General features: G+C 63.4%; 17 protein-coding genes. 9 read left to right on the forward strand and 8 right to left on the reverse strand.

The window, feature by feature from the left end; all coding sequences use genetic code 11:
- The first annotated feature begins 5 nt into the window (after positions 1-5).
- The 9 genes from OGV19_RS08185 (at position 6) to dapB (ending at position 9,269) form a co-directional block, all read left to right on the forward strand.
- A complete protein-coding gene (locus tag OGV19_RS08185; protein WP_264312922.1) occupies positions 6-1,025 on the forward strand; it encodes a 3-oxoacyl-ACP synthase III family protein in 1,020 nt (339 codons plus the stop codon).
- Between the two features lie 65 nt (positions 1,026-1,090).
- Positions 1,091-3,106, forward strand: a complete 2,016-nt coding sequence (locus OGV19_RS08190; protein WP_264312923.1) for an acyltransferase family protein — start codon at positions 1,091-1,093, stop codon at positions 3,104-3,106.
- A gap of 38 nt (positions 3,107-3,144) precedes the next feature.
- Positions 3,145-4,698: an FAD-dependent oxidoreductase gene (locus tag OGV19_RS08195; protein ID WP_264312924.1), complete on the forward strand. Its 1,554-nt coding sequence runs from the start codon at positions 3,145-3,147 to the stop codon at positions 4,696-4,698.
- 36 nt (positions 4,699-4,734) lie between these two features.
- A complete protein-coding gene (locus OGV19_RS08200; RefSeq protein WP_264312925.1) occupies positions 4,735-5,451 on the forward strand; it encodes an autoinducer binding domain-containing protein in 717 nt (238 codons plus the stop codon).
- A 132-nt stretch (positions 5,452-5,583) separates the two neighbouring features.
- Positions 5,584-6,129, forward strand: coding sequence for an acyl-homoserine-lactone synthase (locus OGV19_RS08205; protein ID WP_264312926.1), 546 nt, complete (start codon positions 5,584-5,586; stop codon positions 6,127-6,129).
- A 92-nt stretch (positions 6,130-6,221) separates the two neighbouring features.
- Positions 6,222-6,893 (forward strand): autoinducer binding domain-containing protein, encoded by a 672-nt coding sequence (locus OGV19_RS08210; RefSeq protein WP_264312927.1) that lies wholly within the window; start codon positions 6,222-6,224, stop codon positions 6,891-6,893.
- Positions 6,894-7,006: 113 nt separating this feature from the next.
- The gene (locus OGV19_RS08215; RefSeq protein ID WP_264312928.1) at positions 7,007-8,035 is read left to right on the forward strand and encodes an AfsA-related hotdog domain-containing protein; all 1,029 of its coding nucleotides are present in this window, start codon (positions 7,007-7,009) and stop codon (positions 8,033-8,035) included.
- A gap of 46 nt (positions 8,036-8,081) precedes the next feature.
- Positions 8,082-8,360, forward strand: coding sequence for a YciI family protein (locus OGV19_RS08220; protein WP_264312929.1), 279 nt, complete (start codon positions 8,082-8,084; stop codon positions 8,358-8,360).
- Between the two features lie 102 nt (positions 8,361-8,462).
- The gene (gene dapB, locus OGV19_RS08225) at positions 8,463-9,269 is read left to right on the forward strand and encodes a 4-hydroxy-tetrahydrodipicolinate reductase (RefSeq protein ID WP_413470130.1); all 807 of its coding nucleotides are present in this window, start codon (positions 8,463-8,465) and stop codon (positions 9,267-9,269) included.
- A gap of 14 nt (positions 9,270-9,283) precedes the next feature.
- On the opposite strand, the gene OGV19_RS08230 is transcribed toward dapB, so the two are convergent.
- The 8 genes from OGV19_RS08230 to OGV19_RS08270 all read right to left on the reverse strand — a co-directional run bounded on the left by OGV19_RS08230 (position 9,284) and on the right by OGV19_RS08270 (position 21,365).
- Complete coding sequence (locus OGV19_RS08230) at positions 9,284-9,967, reverse strand: hypothetical protein (protein ID WP_264312930.1); 684 nt, start codon at positions 9,965-9,967, stop codon at positions 9,284-9,286.
- A gap of 68 nt (positions 9,968-10,035) precedes the next feature.
- Positions 10,036-10,758 (reverse strand): NAD(P)H-dependent oxidoreductase, encoded by a 723-nt coding sequence (locus tag OGV19_RS08235; RefSeq protein WP_264312931.1) that lies wholly within the window; start codon positions 10,756-10,758, stop codon positions 10,036-10,038.
- Between the two features lie 199 nt (positions 10,759-10,957).
- The gene (locus OGV19_RS08240) at positions 10,958-12,544 is read right to left on the reverse strand and encodes a sigma 54-interacting transcriptional regulator (RefSeq protein WP_264312932.1); all 1,587 of its coding nucleotides are present in this window, start codon (positions 12,542-12,544) and stop codon (positions 10,958-10,960) included.
- A 12-nt stretch (positions 12,545-12,556) separates the two neighbouring features.
- A complete protein-coding gene (locus OGV19_RS08245; RefSeq protein ID WP_264312933.1) occupies positions 12,557-13,330 on the reverse strand; it encodes an SDR family NAD(P)-dependent oxidoreductase in 774 nt (257 codons plus the stop codon).
- Positions 13,331-13,382: 52 nt separating this feature from the next.
- The gene (locus OGV19_RS08250; RefSeq protein ID WP_264312934.1) at positions 13,383-14,567 is read right to left on the reverse strand and encodes an acetyl-CoA C-acyltransferase; all 1,185 of its coding nucleotides are present in this window, start codon (positions 14,565-14,567) and stop codon (positions 13,383-13,385) included.
- 34 nt (positions 14,568-14,601) lie between these two features.
- Positions 14,602-16,695: a 3-hydroxyacyl-CoA dehydrogenase NAD-binding domain-containing protein gene (locus tag OGV19_RS08255; protein ID WP_264312935.1), complete on the reverse strand. Its 2,094-nt coding sequence runs from the start codon at positions 16,693-16,695 to the stop codon at positions 14,602-14,604.
- Positions 16,696-16,807: 112 nt separating this feature from the next.
- Complete coding sequence (locus tag OGV19_RS08260) at positions 16,808-18,595, reverse strand: acyl-CoA dehydrogenase C-terminal domain-containing protein (RefSeq protein ID WP_264312936.1); 1,788 nt, start codon at positions 18,593-18,595, stop codon at positions 16,808-16,810.
- Between the two features lie 112 nt (positions 18,596-18,707).
- Complete coding sequence (locus OGV19_RS08270) at positions 18,708-21,365, reverse strand: LuxR C-terminal-related transcriptional regulator (protein ID WP_319026041.1); 2,658 nt, start codon at positions 21,363-21,365, stop codon at positions 18,708-18,710.
- Positions 21,366-21,385 lie beyond the last annotated feature (20 nt).

A 21,385-nucleotide genomic window follows, 5' to 3' on the forward strand; every position in this document is an offset into this window, starting at 1 on the left:
CGATCATGAAGGTTGGATTGACGGGGGTACGCATCGCGGCGTTGACCGCGGCGCTGCCTGAACAACGATTGCCTCTGGTTGATTTGGCGGCTGATTTTGGTGCGCTGGAAGTCAAGCGCATCATCCAGAGCACAGGCATCGAGACTGTCCGGGTGGCAGGCAGTTTGCGCACTGGCGACCTGTGCGCGGCAGCCGCACGGCACTTGCTGTCGTGCAGTGATACCCGTGCTGCCGACATTGATGGCATCGTCGTGGTAACGCAGACACCGGACGACCTCATGCCAGGTGTGGCAGTGCAGTTGCAGCAGCGCCTTGGACTGAGCTCGGAATGTGTAGCGTTCGATATCAACTATGGCTGCTCGGGCTATGTGTACGGGCTTTACCAGGCAGCCATGCTGATTCGCTCGGGTGGCTGCAGACGGGTATTGCTCTGTACGGGAGATGTCACCACCTCCTTGCTCGACCCTGCTGACCGGCAGGTGCGGATGGTGTTCGGTGATGCGGCCAGCGCGACCTTGCTGGAGGCGGGCGAGGATCATATCGACCTGTTGATCCGCTCCGAGGGCAGTGGCAGGGACCATCTGTATACACCCTGGATGAGCCGACGGCACCAAGGGGTCAGCCGGCAGGCGGGCTTCTTGCACATGAACGGGACGGCAATCATGAACTTTGCCCTGAACAGCGTACCGCCTGCGATCAATGAACTTGTCCATCATTGCGGCCTGGCACTTGAGGATATGTCGATGCTGGCGCTGCATCAGGCCAATGGTTTCATGCTCAATTACCTGCGCAAGCTACTGGGCGTGGAACGAGACAAAGTGCCGATCAACGTACGTGAGGTGGGCAACACCGGCCCGTCTTCAATTGCGCTGCTGCTGGCATCGTTGCCGGCGGGCAGTTGGCCGGAGCGCGAACACATCCTCCTTTGTGGTTTCGGTGTCGGCCTCTCGCTGGGCGTGGCGCGGGTCGACCTGCGCGGCACGCGTATCTTCGAGCCGGTCGAGGTGCCTCAGGCAGCCGCCTGAGGCGCTTTGGCGCCGGTTTTCCCCGACCTTTGGCATCTCGCAAAGAGGTGCAAGGAATCAAGGTAATGAATGGATTTCAGCGTCGCGCGGACATCGATGGTCTGCGCGCTGTAGCGGTGCTCTCGGTCATGGCGTTTCACTTCAACGCGGCCTGGCTACCCGGTGGGTTTGCAGGTGTTGACGTGTTTTTCGTCATTTCGGCCTACTTGATCACGCGCATCATCGCCACGGCGATCGAGGCGGGTAACTTTTCCTTTACGGCTTTTTATGCCCGGCGGATCAAACGCATCTTTCCGGCTGCACTGTTGGTATTTCTGGTCAGCCTGCTGGCGGCCAGCCAGCTGAACAGCATGTTGTTGCCATCGGCGAAGTTCGTGCTGTTGTCGCTGTTCAATCATTTCACCAGTGACTACTTCACCCAGGACACGCAGCAGAATTTCTTCCTGCATTACTGGTCGTTGTCGATTGAAGAGCAGTTCTACTTCATCTGGCCGGCACTGCTGCTGGGCGTCAGCTGGCTCTGCGGCCGTTGGCTGTCCCCGGCTCACCGACCGCGCGTACTGATGATGCTGTGCCTTGTGATTGCTGCGCTGTGTTTCGGCCTGGGTGAGTATTGGGTACAGGATTCGCGTCAGCAGGCAGGGGTGTACTTCTTCTCCATACCGCGCTTCGGCGAAATGGCACTGGGGGCGTTCATTGCCCTTGCGCCGGCGCCGAGGGTTAATGCGCCACGGGTTCTGGATGCCCTGTCGCTGCTGGGCGTGACATTGCTGCTTGGCAGTTTCGTACTACTGGCGGAACGGCCTTATCCGGGGTTGCATGCACTGGCGCCCTGTGCAGGCGCGATACTGTTGATCCGTTACGGGCAAACCACCGCTGCAGAGCCGTCGCTGATGGCGCGCTGCTTGTCTTGGCGGCCCTTGGTTGGTATCGGCCTGATTTCCTATTCGCTGTACCTCTGGCATTGGCCGGTCCTGGCCATTGCACGCTTCATCCTGGGGGACAACCGGTTGCCGATGGGTTGGATGGCCGGCTTGCTGGCGTTGATCGTGGCTTTGTCAGTGCTGACCTACCTGGGCGTCGAGCGCCCGCTGATTCGCTCAAAAATCGCTTTCAAAGCCGCCTTCGCTGGCTTCGCCGGTCTCTCCAGCGCGACGTTCGCGCTGATCGTCGCCATGACCGGCATCGAAGCCTGGAACGTGCCGCCGATGCTCGGCGAGCGTTATGCCAACCTGACGGTCAACGGTCAGAACATCCACATGACCGAGGGGTGGTTGGCGCCTTGCTGGGAGGTCGAACACAAGGATGCGAGCAAGGCCGCGGTGGACAAGCGTTGCCACATTGGCGCCGACTCCCCCAATCAAGTGCTGATGGTGGGGGATTCCCACGGGGCAGCATTGGGCGGGTTCGTCGATCAGTTGGCCAAGGCGGAAGGGTTTTCCGTCACCTCCTACGAAGTCGGCGGCTGCCAGGTCGCCGAATGGGGGATGGCCAAGCGCGTGCCCGCCATCGTGCAGACCGATGAGCGTCGTGCGAAATGCGCAGCACTGCTCGAATTCATCGAAGCGAACCACAAGCGCTACAAGGCCATCTTCGTGGTCAACGCGTTCAACCTCTTCGCCGGGGCCTACGATGTGCTGGCAAAAACCGATGGCGTGCCGGTGCCTGTGCAGGAGGGGCGCTTGCGCGCACTTGCGGCAAGCACGCCATTGTACTTCTTCCACGATGCCCCGGTCATCGATCGTTCGATGCAGCATTCGGTTTTGTTAAGCCGCCTCGGCCTGCGCCTAGGGGCGTCCCCGGTTGCCCATGGTGGCGAAGGCAACCCCTTGATCAAGGCTGTGGTGCAGCGCATCCCCAATGCTCATTGGGTAGACCTAGCAGCGGCCTACCAGGTGTTGAGGGAAGGCAACTTCTTGCACGACGGCCTGCCAGCCTACGCCGATACCAACCACTTGAGTGGGCATGGTGCACTGGCTTTGGCCGGCATCTTCAAGGCCCAGGGAGGCTGTCTTTTCTGTGCGCCGACCTCGCCCGGTAGCCACGACGTTGTGTTGTCTGGGGCGCGCGTCGAGCGTTGAACAGGCCAGGCTGGGGCCATCTGACAAAGGAGAGTGACATGCAACATACGCAAGGCAAGCATCAAGTGGTGGTGGTCGGTGCCGGACCGGTCGGGTTATTGACGGCCTACCTGCTACGGCGCATGCAGGTGCAGGTGACAGTGATCGAGCGGCACAGCATGCGTTCGACCCAGTCAAAAGCGTCGTCCATGAACGCCTACTCCCTGGCGATCATGGACATGGTCGGGCTGGCTGATGCATTCGTTGAGCAGGGTATGCCAATCCGCGACTTGCTGGTGTACTGGAACAATCGTCGCACCATGCACGTGAACTACCGCCATCTACCGACTGAGTACGACTACATCCTGGGTATCTCGCAGCCTGAGACAGAGGCCGTACTTGAAAATGCCTACCGAGCGGTGGGAGGGGATTTACAGCGAGGCTGTTCGGTTACGGCGCTAAGCCAGACCGAGCAAGGGGTCGAAGTGGCGCTGGACGATGGCCGTACGCTGTCATGCGATTTTGTCGTGGGGTGCGACGGTAGCCGCAGCACTGTCAGGTCCTTGCTGGATATCGACTTCGAAGGCAGCGACTTCAACGTCGACTTCTTCATGTTCGATGCACACGTCAGTTGGGACGGCGCACGGGACAACGTTCATTACTTCGTCCGTGAAGACAGTTTCTTTTTGATCATTCCCCAAGCGGGAGGTACGCACCGCGTCATCATCAAGGCCAGTGATGGCAAGGTTGCACAGGTGCAGGGCGACCCGCTGGCGTACTACCAAGCGCTGACCGATCGTTACGGCCAATGTGGCGTGCGCTTGGAGCGGATTATCTGGGAGTCGAATTCACGCTTTTACAACAGGCTGGCCCGGCATTATGCGCAGGGCCGGGTATTTCTGTGCGGAGACGCGTGTCATTTGTTCAGCCCCGTGGGCGGTCTGGGCATGAATACAGGGTTCCAGGACGCCTTCAACCTTGCTTGGAAGCTGGCCGGTGTCCTCGACGGCAGCATGAGCACATCGGTGCTCAAGACCTACGAGCAGGAACGTCGCCCGGTTGCGCAGCAAATGATTGCAGGTACCGATGCCAACACTCGCCTGATTCTGCGGCAGGACCGCGATGAGGCCGGTTCTCTAAAGCACTGGTTGCCGAGAATGGCTAATCGTCGCCACATCGCCACCACCTTGCCAATGACATTCTCCGGCCTTGGCCAGCGCTACCAGGGAGAGGTTCAAGCTGCCGGAGGCGGTCGCTGGGTGGGGCACTTGCTGCCTTACGCGCGTCTGCTGACCGATCAAGGTGTCCAAAGCACTTATGCCTTGGTCCAAGGTGGGCGGTTTGTCCTGCTTGCTGAAGGAGAATGCCCTGGCGACCTGCGCCAATACCTGGAGGCAAGCGGGCGGGTGAGCATCGTCCGGGCCATCGACAATCAGGTTGGCAGCTCCAAGGCAATGGCCCTGCTTGAGGGTGAGGCACTCCTGGTCAGACCGGACGGCGTGGTCGCCGTCCAGGCAATGCTCAACGAGCCGCACGTGTTTGTGCGGTACTTGAGCAGGCTCTTGCCTGCATTGGCGCTTAACAGCTCTGCAGAGGAACCGCTGCAGGCCTGAAACAGCATGGTCTTGTGCATGGAGTGAGGGGCGATCTTGAATGTAATCGAACAATTTAGAGCATTGACTGCAACAACAACGCTGGATGAATGGTTCGACACCTTGAAGAGACTCGCCGGTGACCTCGGGTATGGCCAGATACTGCTGGGCATGAAGTGGAAGGCCCAGGCTGATCATCGTGAGGCGTTTATCAGAAGCAACTATCCTCAACTCTGGCGGCAGCGCTATGACCGTGAGGACTTTGCGCTGGTGGACCCCGTGGTCGCACATTGCATGCGCTCACCGTTGCCGTTCTCCTGGAGTGGCTATAGCAGCCACGTCAAAGGGACACGGCAATTTTTCGAAGAAGCTGCGTCGCAGGGTTTGCAGCATGGTGTTGCCCTTCCCCTGCATGGGGGGCAGGGGCAGAGCGGCATGCTCAGCCTGGTCTGGCAGGGCGGCGGTGGCAAAGATTATGAACGCCACCTTGAGGCAACGCTCGGGAGTGCCACGCTGCTGCGCGACTTTGCCATGGAGAGCATCATCGTCTTGTTGACCCCCAGCCACTGGCCAAACACGCCTTTGACCCAAAGGGAGCTTGAGGTACTGGTATGGAGTGCGGCAGGAAAAACCACATGGGAAATCTCCATGATCCTGTCCTGCTCTGCCTCCACCATCGATTTTCACTTCAAGAATATTCGTCGCAAGTTCAACGTGAGCTCCCGCCAACTGGCTGTTGTAAAGGCGTTGCAGAGCAGGTTGATCAATCCCTAAGCAAAAAAGTCCGTGTGTGTCACCCCTCTGATCAGGGGGGTGCCTCTTTGAGGTTGTAACTATAAATTTCAACGCGAACTGTTGATGCAATGGAATGTGGCAATGCTTATCTCGATAGAACAACGAAACGACATGGACAGCCTGCGCCTCAAGGCAATGCATGCCTTGCGTGCCAGGGTTTTCAAGGGCAGGAAGCAATGGGATGTGAGTATTATCGATGACATGGAAATCGACGGTTACGACGCGTTGAATCCGTACTACATGACCCTCAACGATCGGCGTCGGCCCGACGTACCGATAGGGTGTTGGCGATTAATGCCGACAACCGGCCCGAACATGCTTGCGCATAGCTTTGCGCAATTGCTCGATGGCGTACCGGCGCCTTGTGCAGAGAGTGTCTGGGAGCTAAGCCGGTTCGCCATTGAATGCCCAGAGCGCTCCACGTTTTCTTTTTCGCAAGGCACGGCGCTGGCAATTCGCGAAGTCGTCGCATTCGGCCTTGCACGTAATGTCAGTCACTATGTGACGGTGACCACGATGGGGATTGAACGCATGCTCAGGCGGCTGGGTGTGGATCTGTCGCGCTTGGGTGGGGCGCAGCAGATTGGCGTCGAGCGAGCCGTAGCATTACGAATCGAACTTAACGACACCACCCGCCAGGCAGTCGCTGCGCGTTAGGTCGACATGCAAGGCTCGCGGCCTGCAGACCGGGCTACGTGGCCTTGCACCCATTTCGGAGTAAGGACTGCATGCTATCCAGTCGTATGTTTATGGAAGACATCATCACAATGGCGGACGACACCAATGTGCCCTTGGTTTGTCAGCGCTGGGTCAAACTGCTGGGCTTTGACTACTTTGCGTGCGGAACCCGCAACCCCTTGCCTATCTCCAATCCGTCGATCGTCATGTTCAGTAACTACCCGATGGAGTGGCAGTTGGCCTACCAGGACAATGATTATCTGTCTGTTGATCCTGTCATACGCCGCTGCCGGGAAGCGATCTCACCACAGGCCTGGAGCTGCCGCTCGTTCGCCGAACACCAGTTTGCCGAGCATGCGTTGGCACAGGGTATAGGCCATGGCGTTTCGCTGTGCATCAGGGACGGGCGCGGTTACCAGAGCCTGGTCACCTTTGCTCGGCAAGAAGAGCCTTGTCAGGCCATGGAGGTGTTGGAGTTGCAGGGCATGCTGGCCATGTTCGGGCAACTGACTCACGCGCAACTGGTCCGCCAGAGCCGGTGCCCGGACCCGGCGTCGCTGACCAATCGAGAGTTGGAAGTGCTCAAGTGGACGGCCGAAGGAAAGACGTCGGCGGAGATTGCGCAAATCATGGATATCAAAGTCCGCACCGTAAATTTTCACGTGGACAACTGCGTATTGAAATTGTCTGCTTCCAACAAACTGCATGCTGTGGTCAAGGCGGCCAGGGTGGGCATTCTGTGAAAGTTCGCAGGTTGTCTGCCGCGCTGTGCTTGATAACCTGTTTTTGACCGAGGTTCGACAGGCCCGAGGTCGGGCAAGCAAGACTCAGCGTTTTCATCACAAGGACAGATGCAATGGAACAGGCGTCAATAGAGCCAAGGTGGCTGCACAAGGACTCGGACGAGGATGTATTGATCCGTCGCTACAGGCCGGCGTGGCCACTCTATCTGGAGGCCGAGGTGCAAAGCGCCCAGGGCCTGCCGTATCAGCACGAAGCCGATGGGCGATGGCGTTTCAAGCTGCCGACCGATGCATTGGGGCAGTACCTTGCCAACGGCATGTTGCCTCAGCCCATCGCCCAGGATCAGGCATGGCAGTTACGGCGGGGGGTACCTTACCAATTGGCATCGGCGTCCCTGGCGAGCTTGCATGACACTGCCTTGGAGCCTGCGCCTGTGGGTACAGTGCGGCGCTCTGGCAGCTACGAATTCATCAATGACGCCGATCACTATTATTTTTATCGCAAGTCCCACGAGCATGTCCCAGGGGTCATGCTCATAGAAGCGCAACGTCAGGCTGTGTACCACCATCTGTATCACAGCACGGCGCATGTGCGGGGAGAGGTGACGGTCAGCTGGAAGCAGGTCAGCGCGAATTTCTTCGCCCACGCAGAGCTGATGTACCCCATCGAACTGGTGGTTGATGACATCGGGCCGGTTCAGTCGGCACGGCCACGCAACATCCACTATCGTGTTGCGTTCTATCAGCGAGGTTACCTGTTTGGAACCATCGACACCGTGGCCAGTGTGATTGAGCTGGAACGTTTCGAACGCTTGCGCAACGTCTTTGCGCTCAGTGACGAGCGCTTCAGACCGCTTGCCACCGTGAGCCATAGCTGTTGGCTGAACCTCAATGATGGCAGCCGCCAGGCGGTGCAATTGCACAGTCTGGAGCGAAGCCACTGTGTGACGCACCAGGACACTGTCGACCCGAGCCAGGTCCTGAGCATTGGCATTGCCAACGGCGAGGGCATGCGTTTCGAGGCCCAGGTGAGATCGTCAGAGCCGCGTGAAGGACACGTCAGTTGGTACTTCGAAAGATTGTCGGGCGATCAGGAAATCGCCATGGGTAAGTTGATCAAACGGGGTTATGTCGCGGCCTGAACGGGTTGCGGCGTTTTGCTGGAAGCACATCCAAAAGGGAATAAAGATGCTCGTAATCGAAACGCGTTACATCGTAGATCCGGCGCTAGCCGAACCTCACAAGCAGTCCCATGTTGACTGGGTGCTCAAGTACATGGCGGAGGGGGTATTCCTGTTGGCGGGGCCCAAGCGAGAAGGCGGTGGCGGTGTAATTGTCGCGAACGCCGTGGATGCGAACCGCTTGCAGGCCATCCTGGATGAGGACTCGTACGTCAAGGAAGGGATCGTCGACTATTCGGTGTGTGCCTTCAATCCATTGTTCAAGGGGGCTCCTTTCGAGGCGTGACGCTGGCTGGAGCATGCTTGCGTGGTAGGGCGGTCGCTGTGTTATCCACGGCGACCGCATTTTTGTTTTCAGGGAAGAAGGGCGGGGCATATGCAAAAACCTATGAAACTGGTGGTTTTGGGCGCGTCGGGGCGCATGGGGCAGAGACTGATCCAAAGCTTGGCCACTGCACGCGCAGCGTGTTTGCATGCCGCAGTTGTGCGTCCGGGATCGGGCCTGGTAGGCAGGGACAGTGGCGAGTTGGTGGGCATCGGCAGCAATGGGGTGCTGTTTGACGATGACCCGCTGCGCGCCCTCGAGGGTGCAGATGGAGTGCTCGATTTCACCCAGCCGCACGTCACCCTGCAATGGCTGGCACATACCTCGTCGCGAGGTTTGGTGCATGTCATCGGCACGACCGGGTTCAGTCCTGAGCAAGAGGCAATCATTTCCAGCAGCCAAGGGGCGCGGATCGTCAAGTCAGGAAACATGAGTGTGGGCGTGCGCTTGCTGAGCGTCCTCGCCGAGCTGGCGGGCCGTGTGCTGCCGGCCGAGGACTGGGATGCTGAAATCCTCGAAATGCATCATCGTTCCAAGGTGGATGCGCCCTCGGGTACCGCGCTGATGATCGGTGAGGCGGTAGCCCAGGGGCGTCAGGTGGACCTAGCCAGCCGCGCGGTGCGAGTGCGTGACGGGCTGACCGGGCCGCGGGAGGAGGGGAGCATTGGGTTTGCCACGTTGCGCGGCGGTTCCGTGGTGGGTGACCATTCCCTGATCCTGGCGGCTGACGGCGAGATGCTCACGCTCAGCCATCAGGCACTGGATCGCCTGGTATTTACCAGGGGGGCCCTGCGAGCAGCGAGCTGGGCCTGGCAGCAGCCGGCAGGGGTGTACTCCATGCAGGCGGTATTGGGGTTGGCTGCGTCATAGCCGCAAACGGCCGCTTACCAGCAACGTCCCAGTGACAATGCCTGATCAAGGTCGTGCAACATTGCCTGGTCGATACCCTCCAGATCGTTGGAGATGAAGCGTACGCCGGTTTCCTCCATCTGTTGGGCCTGGAACGCAGTCGCCGGCTTGCCGATGAAGCCGCAGCCGAGCATCTTGCTCATTTGCGCGACCCGATTCAGGTCATCGATGAACACTACCTGATCGCTGGGAGTTGCTACCTGACGGCAGATTTCAGCGGTACCAGGACGTGCGTGACCCATGTCGATGTAGGGAAGGTCCGGGTCGAAGTATTCACTGACCTGTGCCAGGTATCTATCGAATATTGCGGCCTTCGGGCTCCCTCCGTAGGCGGTTATGCGCGCCCCTGTTTGCTTGAGCCGGGCAAGCAGCGCTTGGGCGCCCCGCGCCAGCTGGATGGGATGGCGCGCGGCGTACTCGGCCTGTTCGGCGAGGAACGCTTCGATGGTCTGCATGGCTGTCCAGGGCAGATTGCAGGCGAGTGACATGATGTGCCCACCGGCCATGTGCGGGGAGCCCAGCACCAAACGTTCGAGTTCCGCTGTGTAATGACCGCCATGGCGTTCCACGAAGGTGCGGATGGGCGTGCTGTAAGCATCGCTGAGCAACACGCCGTTAGTGTCTATGGCGAAGTGTCGGATTTTCTTGAGCGCGTACATAGTAGGGTCCGAGGAGGGGGCGAACGGGCGGCGAGAAGCAGGCCAGACCGCTTCTCGCTGAGCAGGGGTCAGGCGCTCTGCGTGGCCGGCTGTCGCAGGCGGAACGTGGCGGGGTCGTAGTCATCGAGGCTTGCGAACGGCAGGGGTTCGGCTTTGAGCAAGTGATCCAACCGCTCGCTGTAGGCGTGCAGGTAGTCTGTGCGGGTTTCGGCACTCACGCTCGCCGGTTGCCAGCAGATGAAGGGTTCGAGGACGTCGAAACCGGTCAGGCGCAGCACGCCGTGCTGGATTGGGAAAAGCAGTGTGTCGATATTGCCATTGATGCCATCATGGCCATACATCGAGGGGCCGCCACCGGTTGTGAGCGATACCATCGCGCGCTTGCCGGCGAACTTGCCTTGGTCGTACCACGCCCCTGCACCGTAGACCGCACCATAGGCCAGAACGCGGTCTACCCAGCCCTTGAGAATGGCGGGCATCGAGAACCACCAGAGTGGAAATTGCAGAATGAGCACATCGCAGGCGAACAGTTTGTCGATCTCGGCCTGTATCTCTGGGGCGAATCCCTTGTTCTCGGTAGCGTGCGCCTCTTCGACCTGTTGCTTGAAGTATTCCGGGTCGGCGCATGTCGCAAAGTTGCTGCGCCCCGAGGGCGCATGCCAATTCATTGCGTAAAGGTCGGAAACAGTAACCTCATGGCCTTGTCGGGTGAGGTGGCTCTGCGCGTGAGCAGTGAGCGCTGCATTGAAACTTTTCGCTTCGGGGTGGGCGTGGACGATAAGTACTTTCATGTGATCTCCCTAGGGGCCTTCGCTTTGGGCGGGTAGCGAACGGCGCATCGTTGATTCATCTCGATGCGGTGTGTGATGGCGTGTGCCGTTCGTCCGTAAACTCTGGCGAACCCAGGGCAAATTAACTAGCTGCGAACTCTCTCAGGTTGTGCGTCAGGCCGGGGTCTGCGCTACCTGAAAAGGCGTGCGCAAACCCCGTTCAGGATCGCGTACGCAAGCGCCGCCACAGTGTACTGCGGCTTATGCCCAGGCAACGCGCGGCTTTGTCCAGGTTGCCATCGCAGCTGTCCAGCATGCGGCGGGCATGGGCCGCCTCGGCGGCCTTGCCCAGGCTGCGCAGGTTCTCGCCGACGGGGAGCGGCTGGGCAAGGGCCTGCTCGTTTTCGAAAAACTCCGGGAACAGCGTGGCGAGGCCAATGCCATCGGCGCCCTCCAGGGCCTGGGCGCACAGGGCGGCGCGCTCGGCAATGTTATCGAGCTCACGAATATTCCCCGGCCAGGTGTGGCGCAGCAGCAGGGGCATAAGCGCTTGCAACTGCTGTGCGGCAGGGCGTGCTCCGCCGTGCCGCGCGAGCAGCGCCTCGAACAAGGGCAGGATGTCCTGCACGCGCTCGCGCAGGGGCGGTACGGCAAGGCGCAGGATGTTCAGGCGATAGAACAGGTCGGCGCGAAATTGCCCGTTGGCGATACGTGCAGGCAGGTCGCAATGGGTGGCGGCAAGCACGCGAATATTCACCGGCGTCGGCGCGCAGGCCCCCAGGCGTAGCACCTCGCGCTCTTGCAGCACGCGCAGCAACCGGGTTTGCAGGGGCGCGGGCATGTCGCCGACTTCGTCGAGGAACAACGTGCCACCGTTCGCCAGCTCGATCAGGCCAGGCTTGCCGCCTTTGCGTGAGCCGGTGAACGCGCCGTCTTCAAAGCCAAACAGCTCGCTCTCGAGCAACGACTCCGGCAGGGCCGCGCAGTTGATCGCCACGAACGGCGCCTGTTGGCGGGCGCTGGCGTGGTGCAGGCTCTGGGCGAGCAGTTCCTTGCCCGTGCCGCTTTCGCCGGTGATCAGCACTGTGGCGTCGGTCGCGGCGTAGCGCTGCGCCAGCTGCAGGGTCGCGCGAAACGCCGGGGCATCGCCCAGCAGCTGATCGAAACGGTAGCGGGTCACGAACGGGTGCGCGGCAGACGGTTTGCGGGTGCGCTGGGGCTGTACGCGCAGGTTGTCGAAGGCATGGCGCAGGCTGTCGCTGTCCAGCGCCAGCACGCCCTGGGCACCGGCCGCATCGGCCAACTGACACACCGTCGGTGAACCGATGATGACGTGAACACCGTCAGCCACCAGTTGCTTGACCTGTGCACGGGCCTGTTCCAGGCGGGTGTAGGTGTACTCGTGAACCTTGAGGGTGAGCAACGTCTGCATCGCGGCCAACCCAGGGTGTGGCTGGCCAAAGCTGAGCACGCCGACGCGCCCGGTGCGGGTGTGGGCCAGGGCGAGGGCGCGGATCAGGTCGTGTTCGCCCAGGTGCAGGGCCTGCACCGAGGTCTTTAGGTGCTGGCGCAAGTAGTCGGCGGCGGCGCCGGAACACAGGATGATGTCGGCCTGCTGGCGGCTTTCCAATTCGCGCGCCAGCGGCAGCAGCTCGGCGAGGGTGGTTTCGATCACCTCGACGTGGGCCTGCTGGCGGTAATCGGCGCTGACCTGCTCGATCAGTCGGGCCATGGGGCTGGGCGCAGCGGGGCTGCGCAAGTGGGTGACCAGCGCGACCACGCGTGGCAGGTAAGCGGCGGTGGGCATGCAGGCTCCTTGCTACAACGGGTTGACCAGGTGCCCGCCATCCACGGCCAGGACGCTGCCGGTCATGAAGGTACCGGCGTCACTGGCCAGCAACAGCAAGGGGCCGTCCAGCTCGCTCAATTGGCCCAGGCGGCGCATCGGCACGTGATCCTTGATGTAACCCTGGCCGGCCTCGCTGTCGAAGTAGGCCTGGTTCATCTCGGTCTTGAAGTAACCGGGGGCGATGGCATTGACGCGAATCCGGTAGCGGGCCAGCTCCAGCGCCATGGCCTTGGTCAGTTGCACCACGCCGGCCTTGGCCGTGCAGTAGTGGCTCAGGCCGGCACCTACGCGCAAGCCCAGGATCGAGGCGATGTTGACGATGCTCCCGGCGCGGCCGGCCTTGACCAAGCGCTGGCCGGCACACTGAGCCACATGAAACACGCCATCGAGGTTGGTCGAGAGCATGCGCTGCCAGTCTTGCCCGCTCAGTTCGAGGAAGCGCCCAGGGTCGCCGATGCCGGCGTTGTTGATGATCACATCGACCACGCCGAAGCGGGCCTCGGCCTGGTCAAATGCCTGTTCGACACTGTCGCGCCGGGTCACATCGAGCGCCACGGCAAGCGCTTCGCCGCCTTGGGCGTGCAGTTGCTCGACCAGCGCCTGCAAGCGTTCGACCCGCCGCGCCGCCAGCACCACGCGGGCGCCTGCGGCTTGGGCCAGGCGCGCGAAATGGGCGCCCAGGCCGCTCGAGGCGCCGGTCACCAAAACGGTCTTGCCGGCCAGGGAAAAGGGGGGAGCTAGCATGAATATTCCTCATTCAATGATTAAGCTGAGACCTTTGCAGGGCTGGGTTTCTTCACAGCACTTCAAACAGGCCTGCGGCACCCATGCCACCGCCCACGCACAGGGTCACCACCACATAGCGCACGCCGCGCCGTTTGCCTTCGAGCAGCGCGTGCCCGACCATCCGCGCGCCGCTCATGCCATAAGGGTGGCCGATGGCAATGGCGCCGCCGTTGACGTTCAGGCGCTCCGGGTCGATGCCCAGGGTGTCGCGGCAATACAGCACCTGGCAGGCGAAGGCTTCGTTCAGCTCCCACAGGCCGATATCGGCGACCTTCAGCCCATGCTGCCTGAGCAGGCGCGGCACGGCGTACACCGGCCCTATGCCCATCTCTTCTGGCGCCAGGCCGGCCACGGCGATGCCCCGGTACAGTCCCAGCGGCCTGAGGTTGCGCTGCTCGGCCAGGCGCGCGTCCATCAGCACGCAAGCGCTGGCGCCGTCGGACAGCTGGCTGGCGTTGCCTGCGGTGATGCAGCCACCTTCGAGCACCGGCTGCAGGCGCGCCAGGTCGTCCAGGCAGGTCTGCGGGCGGTTGCCTTCGTCCTGCGCCAGGGTCACCTGGCGGTAGCTGACCTCGCCGGTGTATTTGTCCTTGATCATCTGCTGGGCAGTCACGGGCACGATCTCGGCCTCGAACAGCCCAACCTGCTGGGCGGCGGCAGTGCGCAGCTGCGATTGCAGCGCATAGGCATCTTGGGCGTCACGGCTGATGCCGTAGCGCCGGGCAACGTGCTCGGCGGTGTGCAGCATTGGCATGTAGGCGTGCGGCACCTGCTGGATCACTGCGCTGTCCTGCTCGCCCAGCGCCCATTCGAGGTTGCGTACTTGCACGGCGCTGATGTTCTCGTGGCCAGCGCCGACCGTGACGTGCATGCCATCGACGATAATCTGCTTGGCGGCGGTGGCGATTGCCATCAGCCCGGAGGCGCACTGGCGGTCCAGCGTTTGGCCGCTGACCGACACCGGCAGGCCGGCCGCCAGCGCGCTCATGCGGCCCAGGTTCCAGCCGGCGGTGCCAGCAGGCATCGCGGTGCCCATCACCAGGTCTTCGATTTCATCGGCTGCGATGCCGGCGCGTTCAACGGCCGCCTGGATGGCATGCGCGGCCAGGCTCGGCGAGCGCTGGTTGTTGAGGGCACCGCGAAAGGCCTTGCCGATCGGGGTGCGGGCGGTGGACAAAATGACGGCTTCTTTCATGAACGGGGTTCCTTGATGGCCAAAAAGGGGCAGCTCAACGGTGTTGCGCGCGCAGTTTGCTGCTGTTGCCCGCCAGGCGCCGCAGCAAGGGCGCTGGTTGCAACCACAGGTGGCCGTAGCTACCCAGGCGTTCGCGCAGTTGCTCGATGCTGGCCAGCACGTTGTCCAGGCCGAGGTCGCGGGCGTAATGCAGCGGCCCCCCACGCCACCCTGGGAAGCCATAGCCGTTGACCCACACCAGGTCGATGTCGCCACTGCGCAGGGCGATGCCTTCGTCAAGCAGTTGCAGGCCTTCGTTGATCAGCATGAACAGGCAGCGGTCGTGGATTTCCGCGTCGCTGATGGTGCGCCGGGTGATGCCCAGCTTGGCGGCCAGTTGCGCCGCGATCTGCACCACCTCGGGGTCTTCGATGCGTTCGCGGCCTGCGTAGCGATAGAACCCGCGCCCGCTCTTCTGCCCGTGGCGGCCCAAGTGGTAGAGCTCGTCGGCCAGGCGGAAGTAGCTCGGGTCGTGGGCGATCTCGCTGCGCCGCGCCTGGCGCACCAGGTAACCGACGTCAATGCCGGCCAGGTCGTACATGGCGAACACGCCCATGGCCAGGCCCAGGTCGGTCAGCACCTTGTCCACCTGCGCTGGCGAGGCGCCTTCGAGCACCAGGCGGTGGGCCTCACGGGCGTAGGGTTCGAGCATGCGGTTGCCGATGAAGCCGAAGCACACGCCAGACACCACCGGCAGCTTGCCGATGCGCTTGGCGATTTTCAGCGTGGTGGCCAGTACGTCCGGCGTCGTGGCCCGGCCACGCACCACTTCGAGCAGGCGCATCACATGGGCTGGGCTGAAGAAATGCAGGCCGACCACGTCTTGCGGGCGGCGGGTGCAGGCGGCGATGCGGTCGACATCCAGGGTCGAGGTGTTGCTGGCCAGGATCGCGCCGGGCTTGCACACCCGGTCGAGGGTGCGGAACACCGACTGCTTGATCGCAAGGTCCTCGAACACCGCTTCGACCACCAGGTCGGCGTCGGCCAGGTCGGCATAGTCGAGGGTACCTTGCAGCAGGCTCATGCGCTGTTCGAGCTGCTCGGCGCTGAGCTTGCCGCGCTTGATGGCGCTTTCGTAGTGTTTGCGCACCTGTGCCAGGCCACGGTCCAGGGCCTCGGGCTTGAGCTCCAGCAGGCGCACCGGGATGCCGGCGTTGATGAAATTCATGGCGATGCCGGCGCCCATGGTGCCAGCGCCGATCACGGCAACCTGAGCGATGGTGCGCAGCGTGGTGGTTGCGTCGATACCGGGAATGCGCAGCGCCTCGCGCTCAGCAAAAAACAGATGACGCAGCGCGGTGGCCTGTGGGTCTTGCAGTGCTTCGCGGAACAGCGCCTGTTCACGCGCCAGGCCATCGGCCAACGGCAGCTCGCAGGCCGCGCGCACGGCGGCCAGTACCCGCAGCGGTGCCCGTTGGCCCGGTTTGCGGGCTACCCGCTGGGCCTCGTGCGCGGCGAACACATCGCTGGCCAGGGGCGCGGGTGCAGCCCTTGGCGGGGCGGGGTGGGCGAGCTGCTCGTGGGCAAAGGCGCAGGCCTGTTCGAGCAGGTTCTGGCCGGGCTCGATCAGGCGGTCCACCAGGCCCAAGGCCAGGCCTTGGCGGGCATCGATGGGTTCGCCGCCAAGCATCAGATCCAGCGCAGCCGCCACGCCGATCAGCCGTGGCAGGCGCTGGGTACCGCCGGCACCGGGCAACAGGCCCATGCGCACTTCCGGCAAGCCCAGGCGGGCAGTGGCGCTGGCGACTCGATGGCTGCAGGCCAGGGCCAGTTCCAGCCCGCCGCCCAGGGCTACGCCGTCGAGGGCGGCGATCAGCGGCTTGGCGATGCGGGTCAGTGCTTCGAGCAAGTCGGGCAGGGCGGGGGCCTGCCAGGTGCGGGGGCTACCGAACTCGCTGATGTCGGCGCCGGCGCTGAACGGCAGGTGGTGCCCATGCAGGATGATGGCCTTCACCTCTGGGTCGCTGGCGGCCTGTGTGCAGGCCTGCAGCAGCGCCTGGCGCAGGTCGTGGCCCAGGGCATTGACCGGGGCGTGGCACAGGCCGATCAGGGCCAGTTGATTGTCGCGGCGGTAGTCGATCAGCGGCATGGGAACCTTCTTGTTATTGGCCTGAAAAAAAACGAGGCGGCGGCCCGGAGCGTTGGCCACCGCCGAAAAATCCTGACGAGCGAATTCGGGCAGCTGAGCCTGCCAGGCAGGCTCAGCGGGCGAAGGCGCCGTCGCTGATGCTCATCAGGTTGTCACTGCCGGTGCGGATCAACGTTTCGTGCAAGCCTGCCCGCGGCAGTAGGCGCTGCAGGTAGAAGCGCGCGGTCTCGCGCTTGCCCTGGTAGAACGCAAGTTCGTCGCTGCCTGCTGCCAGTGCCCGTTCGGCGACGCAGGCGGCGCGCAGCCACAGGTAGCCGATCAGGGTGTAGCCGCAGAGCATCAGGTAGTCGTAGGCGCTGGCGCCGATCAGGTTGGCGTCGGTGGTGCTGGCGTCGCGCAGCCATTGGCTGACGTCGCGCCAGGCGCTCACGCGCTGCTGCAAGGCCTGGGCGAGGTCGGCCGAGGCCGAGGTGCTCTGGATGAAGGCTTCGATTTCGCCGAGCAGTTCTGCCAGCGCTTCACCGCCATCGGCCAGCACCTTGCGGGTCAGCAGGTCGATGCCCTGGATGGTGTTGGTGCCTTCGTAGATCGCAGTGATGCGCACATCGCGGGCAATCTGTTCCATGCCCCATTCGCGGATGAAACCGTGGCCGCCGAACACCTGGATGCCCAGCTGCGCGGCTTCGTTGCCGGTCTCGGTCAAAAAGCCTTTGGCAATCGGCGTGAGCAAGGCCAGCCGGCGTGCCGCGGCCTGGCGCACACCCGGCGTGGCGCCGTGGTGCAGCAGGTCGACGCCCTTGGCACAGGTGTAGGCGAGCATGCGACCGCCTTCGGCGTAGGCTTTTTGGGTCAGCAGCATGCGCCGGACATCGGCATGGCCGATGATCGGGTCGGCCGGCTGGTCGGCGCGCAGGCGCGGCGTGGCGCGCATCTGCACGCGGTCGCGGGCATAGGCCAGGGCGCCCTGGAACGAGGCTTCGGCGTGGGCCTGGGCCTGTTGCGAAACCGCCAGGCGCGATTCGTTGATGTAGGTGAACATGGCGTTCAAGCCACGGTTGGCTTCGCCCAGCAGGTAACCGGTGGCGCCGTCGAAGTTGAGCACGCAGGTGGCGTTGCCGTGGATGCCCATCTTGTGTTCGATGGACCCGCAGCTCACCCCATTGGGTGCGCCCAGGCCGCCGTCGGCATCGACCTGGACCTTCGGCACGGCAAACAGCGAAATGCCCTTGACCCCAGCCGGTGCGCCGTCGATGCGCGCCAGCACCAGGTGCACGATGTTGTCTGTCAGGTCGTGCTCACCGGCCGAAATGAAGATCTTGCTGCCATTGATGCGGTAGCTGCCGTCGGCCTGGGGCCTTGCGCTGGTGCGCAGCAGGCCGAGGTCCGAGCCACAGTGGGCCTCGGTCAGGCACATGGTGCCGCTCCAGCGGCCGGCAATCATCGGCGGCAGGAAACGCTGGCGCAAGGCCTCGTCGGCATGCTCGGTGAGGGTGCTGATGGCGCCGCCGGTAAGGTTGCCGTACATGCCCCAAGCATGGTTGGCACTGCAGATCATTTCGTGGTTGACGAAACCCAGCGAGGGCGGCAGGCCCTGGCCGCCGTAGGCCGGGTCCTTGTCCAGGCCCAGCCAGCCGTTGGCGGCGAAACGCTTGAAGGCCTCGGCGAAGCCCGGTGGGGTGCTGACCTTGCCATCCTGCCACTGGCAACCGTGCTGGTCGCCGACGGCGTTGAGCGGCGCCAGTTCCTGCTCGGCGAACTTGGCGCCTTCCTCGACGATGGCGGCGAACGTCGCCGCGTCCGGGGCTTCGCAGCCAGACAGCTGTTGATAGTGGCTGCTCAGGTCGAGCAGCTCCTGGGCAACGAAGGTGATATCGCGCAACGGGGCGGTGTAGCTGGGCATGCCGGACTCCTGGCTGGGGGGACTCGGCATGTTGTAGCAGGCAGGCACCGCGCACCGCGTCCACCCCCCCGGTGGAGTGGCGGGTGGAATCGGCGTGGCGTGCGGGTGGAGGTCAGTTCAGCAGTTGCAGTTCGCGCGCTGCGCACAAGGCGCTGTCGCGGTCGGCCACGTCGAGTTTGCGGAACAGGTTGTTGATGTGGGTCTTGACCGTGCTCAAGCTGATGAACATCGCCTCGGCGATCTGCCCGTTGCTCTGCCCGCGTGCCATGCGCTGCAGCACCTCCTGCTCACGGCGCGACAGGGGCACGATCAATGCGCTGTCGGCGCTGTCTCGACCCGCCAGCAATGGGCGGAACAGGGCATTGAGGCACTCGCGTGACGGCGACGGGGCAGCCAGGGCCAGGCGCTCGCGAACCTGTGGCAGCAGCAACGCGCGCACGTGTTCCAGGCAGGCATCACCTTCGTATTGCAACAGTTGCCCAAAGCCGTGTTTACACGCCAGTTGCAGTGCCTGTTCGAGGCTGTGCAGGGCTTCGTCGCGGGCGCCGCGATCCTGTTTCAAGGCCGCGTCGAGCAACAGGGTGTCGAGCAACAGGCGGCGGTTGGCGTTCGCCTGAGCCTGGGTCTGCAGTGTCGCCTGGATCTGCCGCGCCTTGTCCCGCTGCCCCAGGTGGCGCTGCACCCAGGCATAGGCCAGCCACTCCTCGGGCAGCAGCTGCTGGTCATACTGGCGGCTGCACCAGTGCCACTGGTCGAGCCAGCCGGGCAGGTAGTCGGTGTCGTTGTCGCGCAGCGCCAGGCGCGCGAGCCACGCCCCGGCCTGGCGATAAAGGGTGAACAGGCGGTACTGCAGGGCCAGCCGCCGCACCTCTTGCCAGCGCGCCTTGGCCTGGGTGGTCTCGCCCAGCGCCCAGTGCAGGCAGGCCTGGTGGTGAAACACCCAGGGCAGCGCGGCGCTGTGCGGGAAGCCCAGTGCCAGCACTTCAGCCTGGGCCAGTGCGTGGCGCGCCTGGGTCAGCTGGTTGGCCTGCAGCAGCGCCAGCCCTTTGCCCACGTGGCGAAACAGTTCATAGAAGCGCCCCGAGCTGCCTGCAGCGGGCAGCTCGGCCATACCTTGCAGGCGCTCCCAGGCGGCTTCGCTGTTACCTTGGGCCAGTTCGATCTGGCCCAGCAGCAGTTGCAGCAAGTTGGTGTAGCCGCTAAGGCCGAAGCCCTGCAGCTCGACCAGGGCGCGGCTGGCTTCGGCGTGGGCCGGTTGCAGTTCACCCAGGGCAGCCAGGCAGTTGGCCCGGTCAAAATACAGCACCGAGCGCGCCGCGTTGTGCTGCGGGAACTGCTGCAACGCCCGCGCCGCAAGGGCCAGGCCGTGCGCCAGGTTGCCACCCAGGTAGGCCAGGCGGCTGCGCAGGAACATTACCGTCTGCTGCACCCGCTCGGGGTGGCGCGGCACGGCCTGACGGCGCTGCAGGCCGTACAGCTGACGAAGGCATTGGCAGGCCTGGGCGATATCGTTGGTGACCATCACCGTGGAGGCTTCGGTCACCGCCAGGGTGAAGCTGTCGTTGCCGGCATGGCCGGCCACTTCGTCGAGCACATCGACCAAGGTATTGACCTTGCCTTCGCGCAGCAGCTCGAAGCCATGCCGATCGACGATGCCAAGCACGGCATCCAGGTCCCTGGCCCGGCCGAACTGGTAGATCGCCTCGGTGAAGCGGCGCTGCGCCAGCAGCCAGTTGGCGGCCTGGCGATGGAGCTTTCGCAGGCGCTGCGGGTCGCGTTGTTCGAGGCGCTGGTAGAGGCTGTTGCGCAGGGCAGGGTGGTAACGGTACTCGGCGTGGCTGCCTTGCGGCACGTCGATGATCAGGCCCAGGCGCTGCAACTGGCGCAACGCCGCCGTTACATCGGTAGCGGCGGCCAGTTCGCGGGCCAGCCCTGCATCAAATACCTGGGCCACGGCGGTGTGTTCGAGAAAGCCGCGCAATGGCGCAGGCAAGTGCTGCAGGCGTTCCTCTTCGAGAAACTGCCGGGCATGGGCATAGGCCTGGCGGGTGATAGGGCGCAGGTCGCTGGGTGGTTGGCCGGTGCTCTGCAGCGCTTCGCGGTAGGCCTCGAACCAGAACAGCACGCCACTGGGCCAGCCCTCGCTGCCGGCGCGCAGTTGGTATAGCGCATCGCTGCCCAGGCGGATGTCGCGGGCCAGCGCCAGCTGGTGGGTTTCTTCGCTGTCCAGGGCCAGTTCGCGGGCGCTCAGCACCACCAGCCGGCCGTCGCGGCGCAGGTGCGCCAGGGGTAGGGTGGGTGGGCCTTCGCTGGCGGCGACCAGGCGCAGCGCTGGGGGTGGGTCGTGCAGCAGGGTGTCGAGGTACTGCCAGGCCTGGGCGGCGTTCAGCAGGTGCAGGTCATCGATCAGTAGCGTCACGGGCGCCTGGCGGGCTTCGAGGTCGGCGAGGATCTGGCCCCAGAGGTGTTCGGCCTGGGGAGACTCGCGGTGTGACGCCGGCAATTGGAGCGCTGCGTGCAGGTGCAACAGCAGGGCCAGTGGCTGGTTTTCGGCGCGGGTCAGGCGCAGCCACGCGAAGGGTCCGGCCAGGCGGCGGGCGAACTGGCCAAGCAAGGTGCTCTTGCCGTAGCCCAAGGGTGCTTGCAGGAGGATGACGGCGCCTTCGTCCAGCGCGCTGGCCAGGGGGGCGAGCAAGCGCGTGCGCAGTAGGCCCTTGGCGGGTTCGGTGGGCGGGCGCAGCTGGTTGGGTTTGAGCGCGGGAAGGTGCATGGCGAGCAGTGCTCCGTCGG

It is taken from the genome of Pseudomonas putida, assembly GCF_025905425.1.
In the GTDB taxonomy this organism is placed as follows: Bacteria; Pseudomonadota; Gammaproteobacteria; order Pseudomonadales; family Pseudomonadaceae; genus Aquipseudomonas; species Aquipseudomonas putida_AF.

Bases quoted from the DNA above. Each gene is read 5' to 3' on its own strand.
- OGV19_RS08190 (WP_264312923.1), top strand. From the start codon at position 1,091: ATGAATGGATTTCAGCGTCGCGCGGACATCGATGGTCTGCGCGCTGTA.
- OGV19_RS08205 (WP_264312926.1), top strand. From the start codon at position 5,584: ATGGACAGCCTGCGCCTCAAGGCAATGCATGCCTTGCGTGCCAGGGTT.
- OGV19_RS08245 (WP_264312933.1), bottom strand. From the start codon at position 13,330: ATGCTAGCTCCCCCCTTTTCCCTGGCCGGCAAGACCGTTTTGGTGACC.
- OGV19_RS08220 (WP_264312929.1), top strand. From the start codon at position 8,082: ATGCTCGTAATCGAAACGCGTTACATCGTAGATCCGGCGCTAGCCGAA.
- OGV19_RS08215 (WP_264312928.1), top strand. From the start codon at position 7,007: ATGGAACAGGCGTCAATAGAGCCAAGGTGGCTGCACAAGGACTCGGAC.
- OGV19_RS08185 (WP_264312922.1), top strand. From the start codon at position 6: ATGAAGGTTGGATTGACGGGGGTACGCATCGCGGCGTTGACCGCGGCG.
- OGV19_RS08210 (WP_264312927.1), top strand. From the start codon at position 6,222: ATGGAAGACATCATCACAATGGCGGACGACACCAATGTGCCCTTGGTT.
- OGV19_RS08270 (WP_319026041.1), bottom strand. From the start codon at position 21,365: ATGCACCTTCCCGCGCTCAAACCCAACCAGCTGCGCCCGCCCACCGAA.
- OGV19_RS08240 (WP_264312932.1), bottom strand. From the start codon at position 12,544: ATGCCCACCGCCGCTTACCTGCCACGCGTGGTCGCGCTGGTCACCCAC.
- dapB (WP_413470130.1), top strand. From the start codon at position 8,463: ATGAAACTGGTGGTTTTGGGCGCGTCGGGGCGCATGGGGCAGAGACTG.
- OGV19_RS08195 (WP_264312924.1), top strand. From the start codon at position 3,145: ATGCAACATACGCAAGGCAAGCATCAAGTGGTGGTGGTCGGTGCCGGA.
- OGV19_RS08260 (WP_264312936.1), bottom strand. From the start codon at position 18,595: ATGCCCAGCTACACCGCCCCGTTGCGCGATATCACCTTCGTTGCCCAG.
- OGV19_RS08250 (WP_264312934.1), bottom strand. From the start codon at position 14,567: ATGAAAGAAGCCGTCATTTTGTCCACCGCCCGCACCCCGATCGGCAAG.
- OGV19_RS08230 (WP_264312930.1), bottom strand. From the start codon at position 9,967: ATGTACGCGCTCAAGAAAATCCGACACTTCGCCATAGACACTAACGGC.
- OGV19_RS08235 (WP_264312931.1), bottom strand. From the start codon at position 10,758: ATGAAAGTACTTATCGTCCACGCCCACCCCGAAGCGAAAAGTTTCAAT.
- OGV19_RS08255 (WP_264312935.1), bottom strand. From the start codon at position 16,695: ATGCCGCTGATCGACTACCGCCGCGACAATCAACTGGCCCTGATCGGC.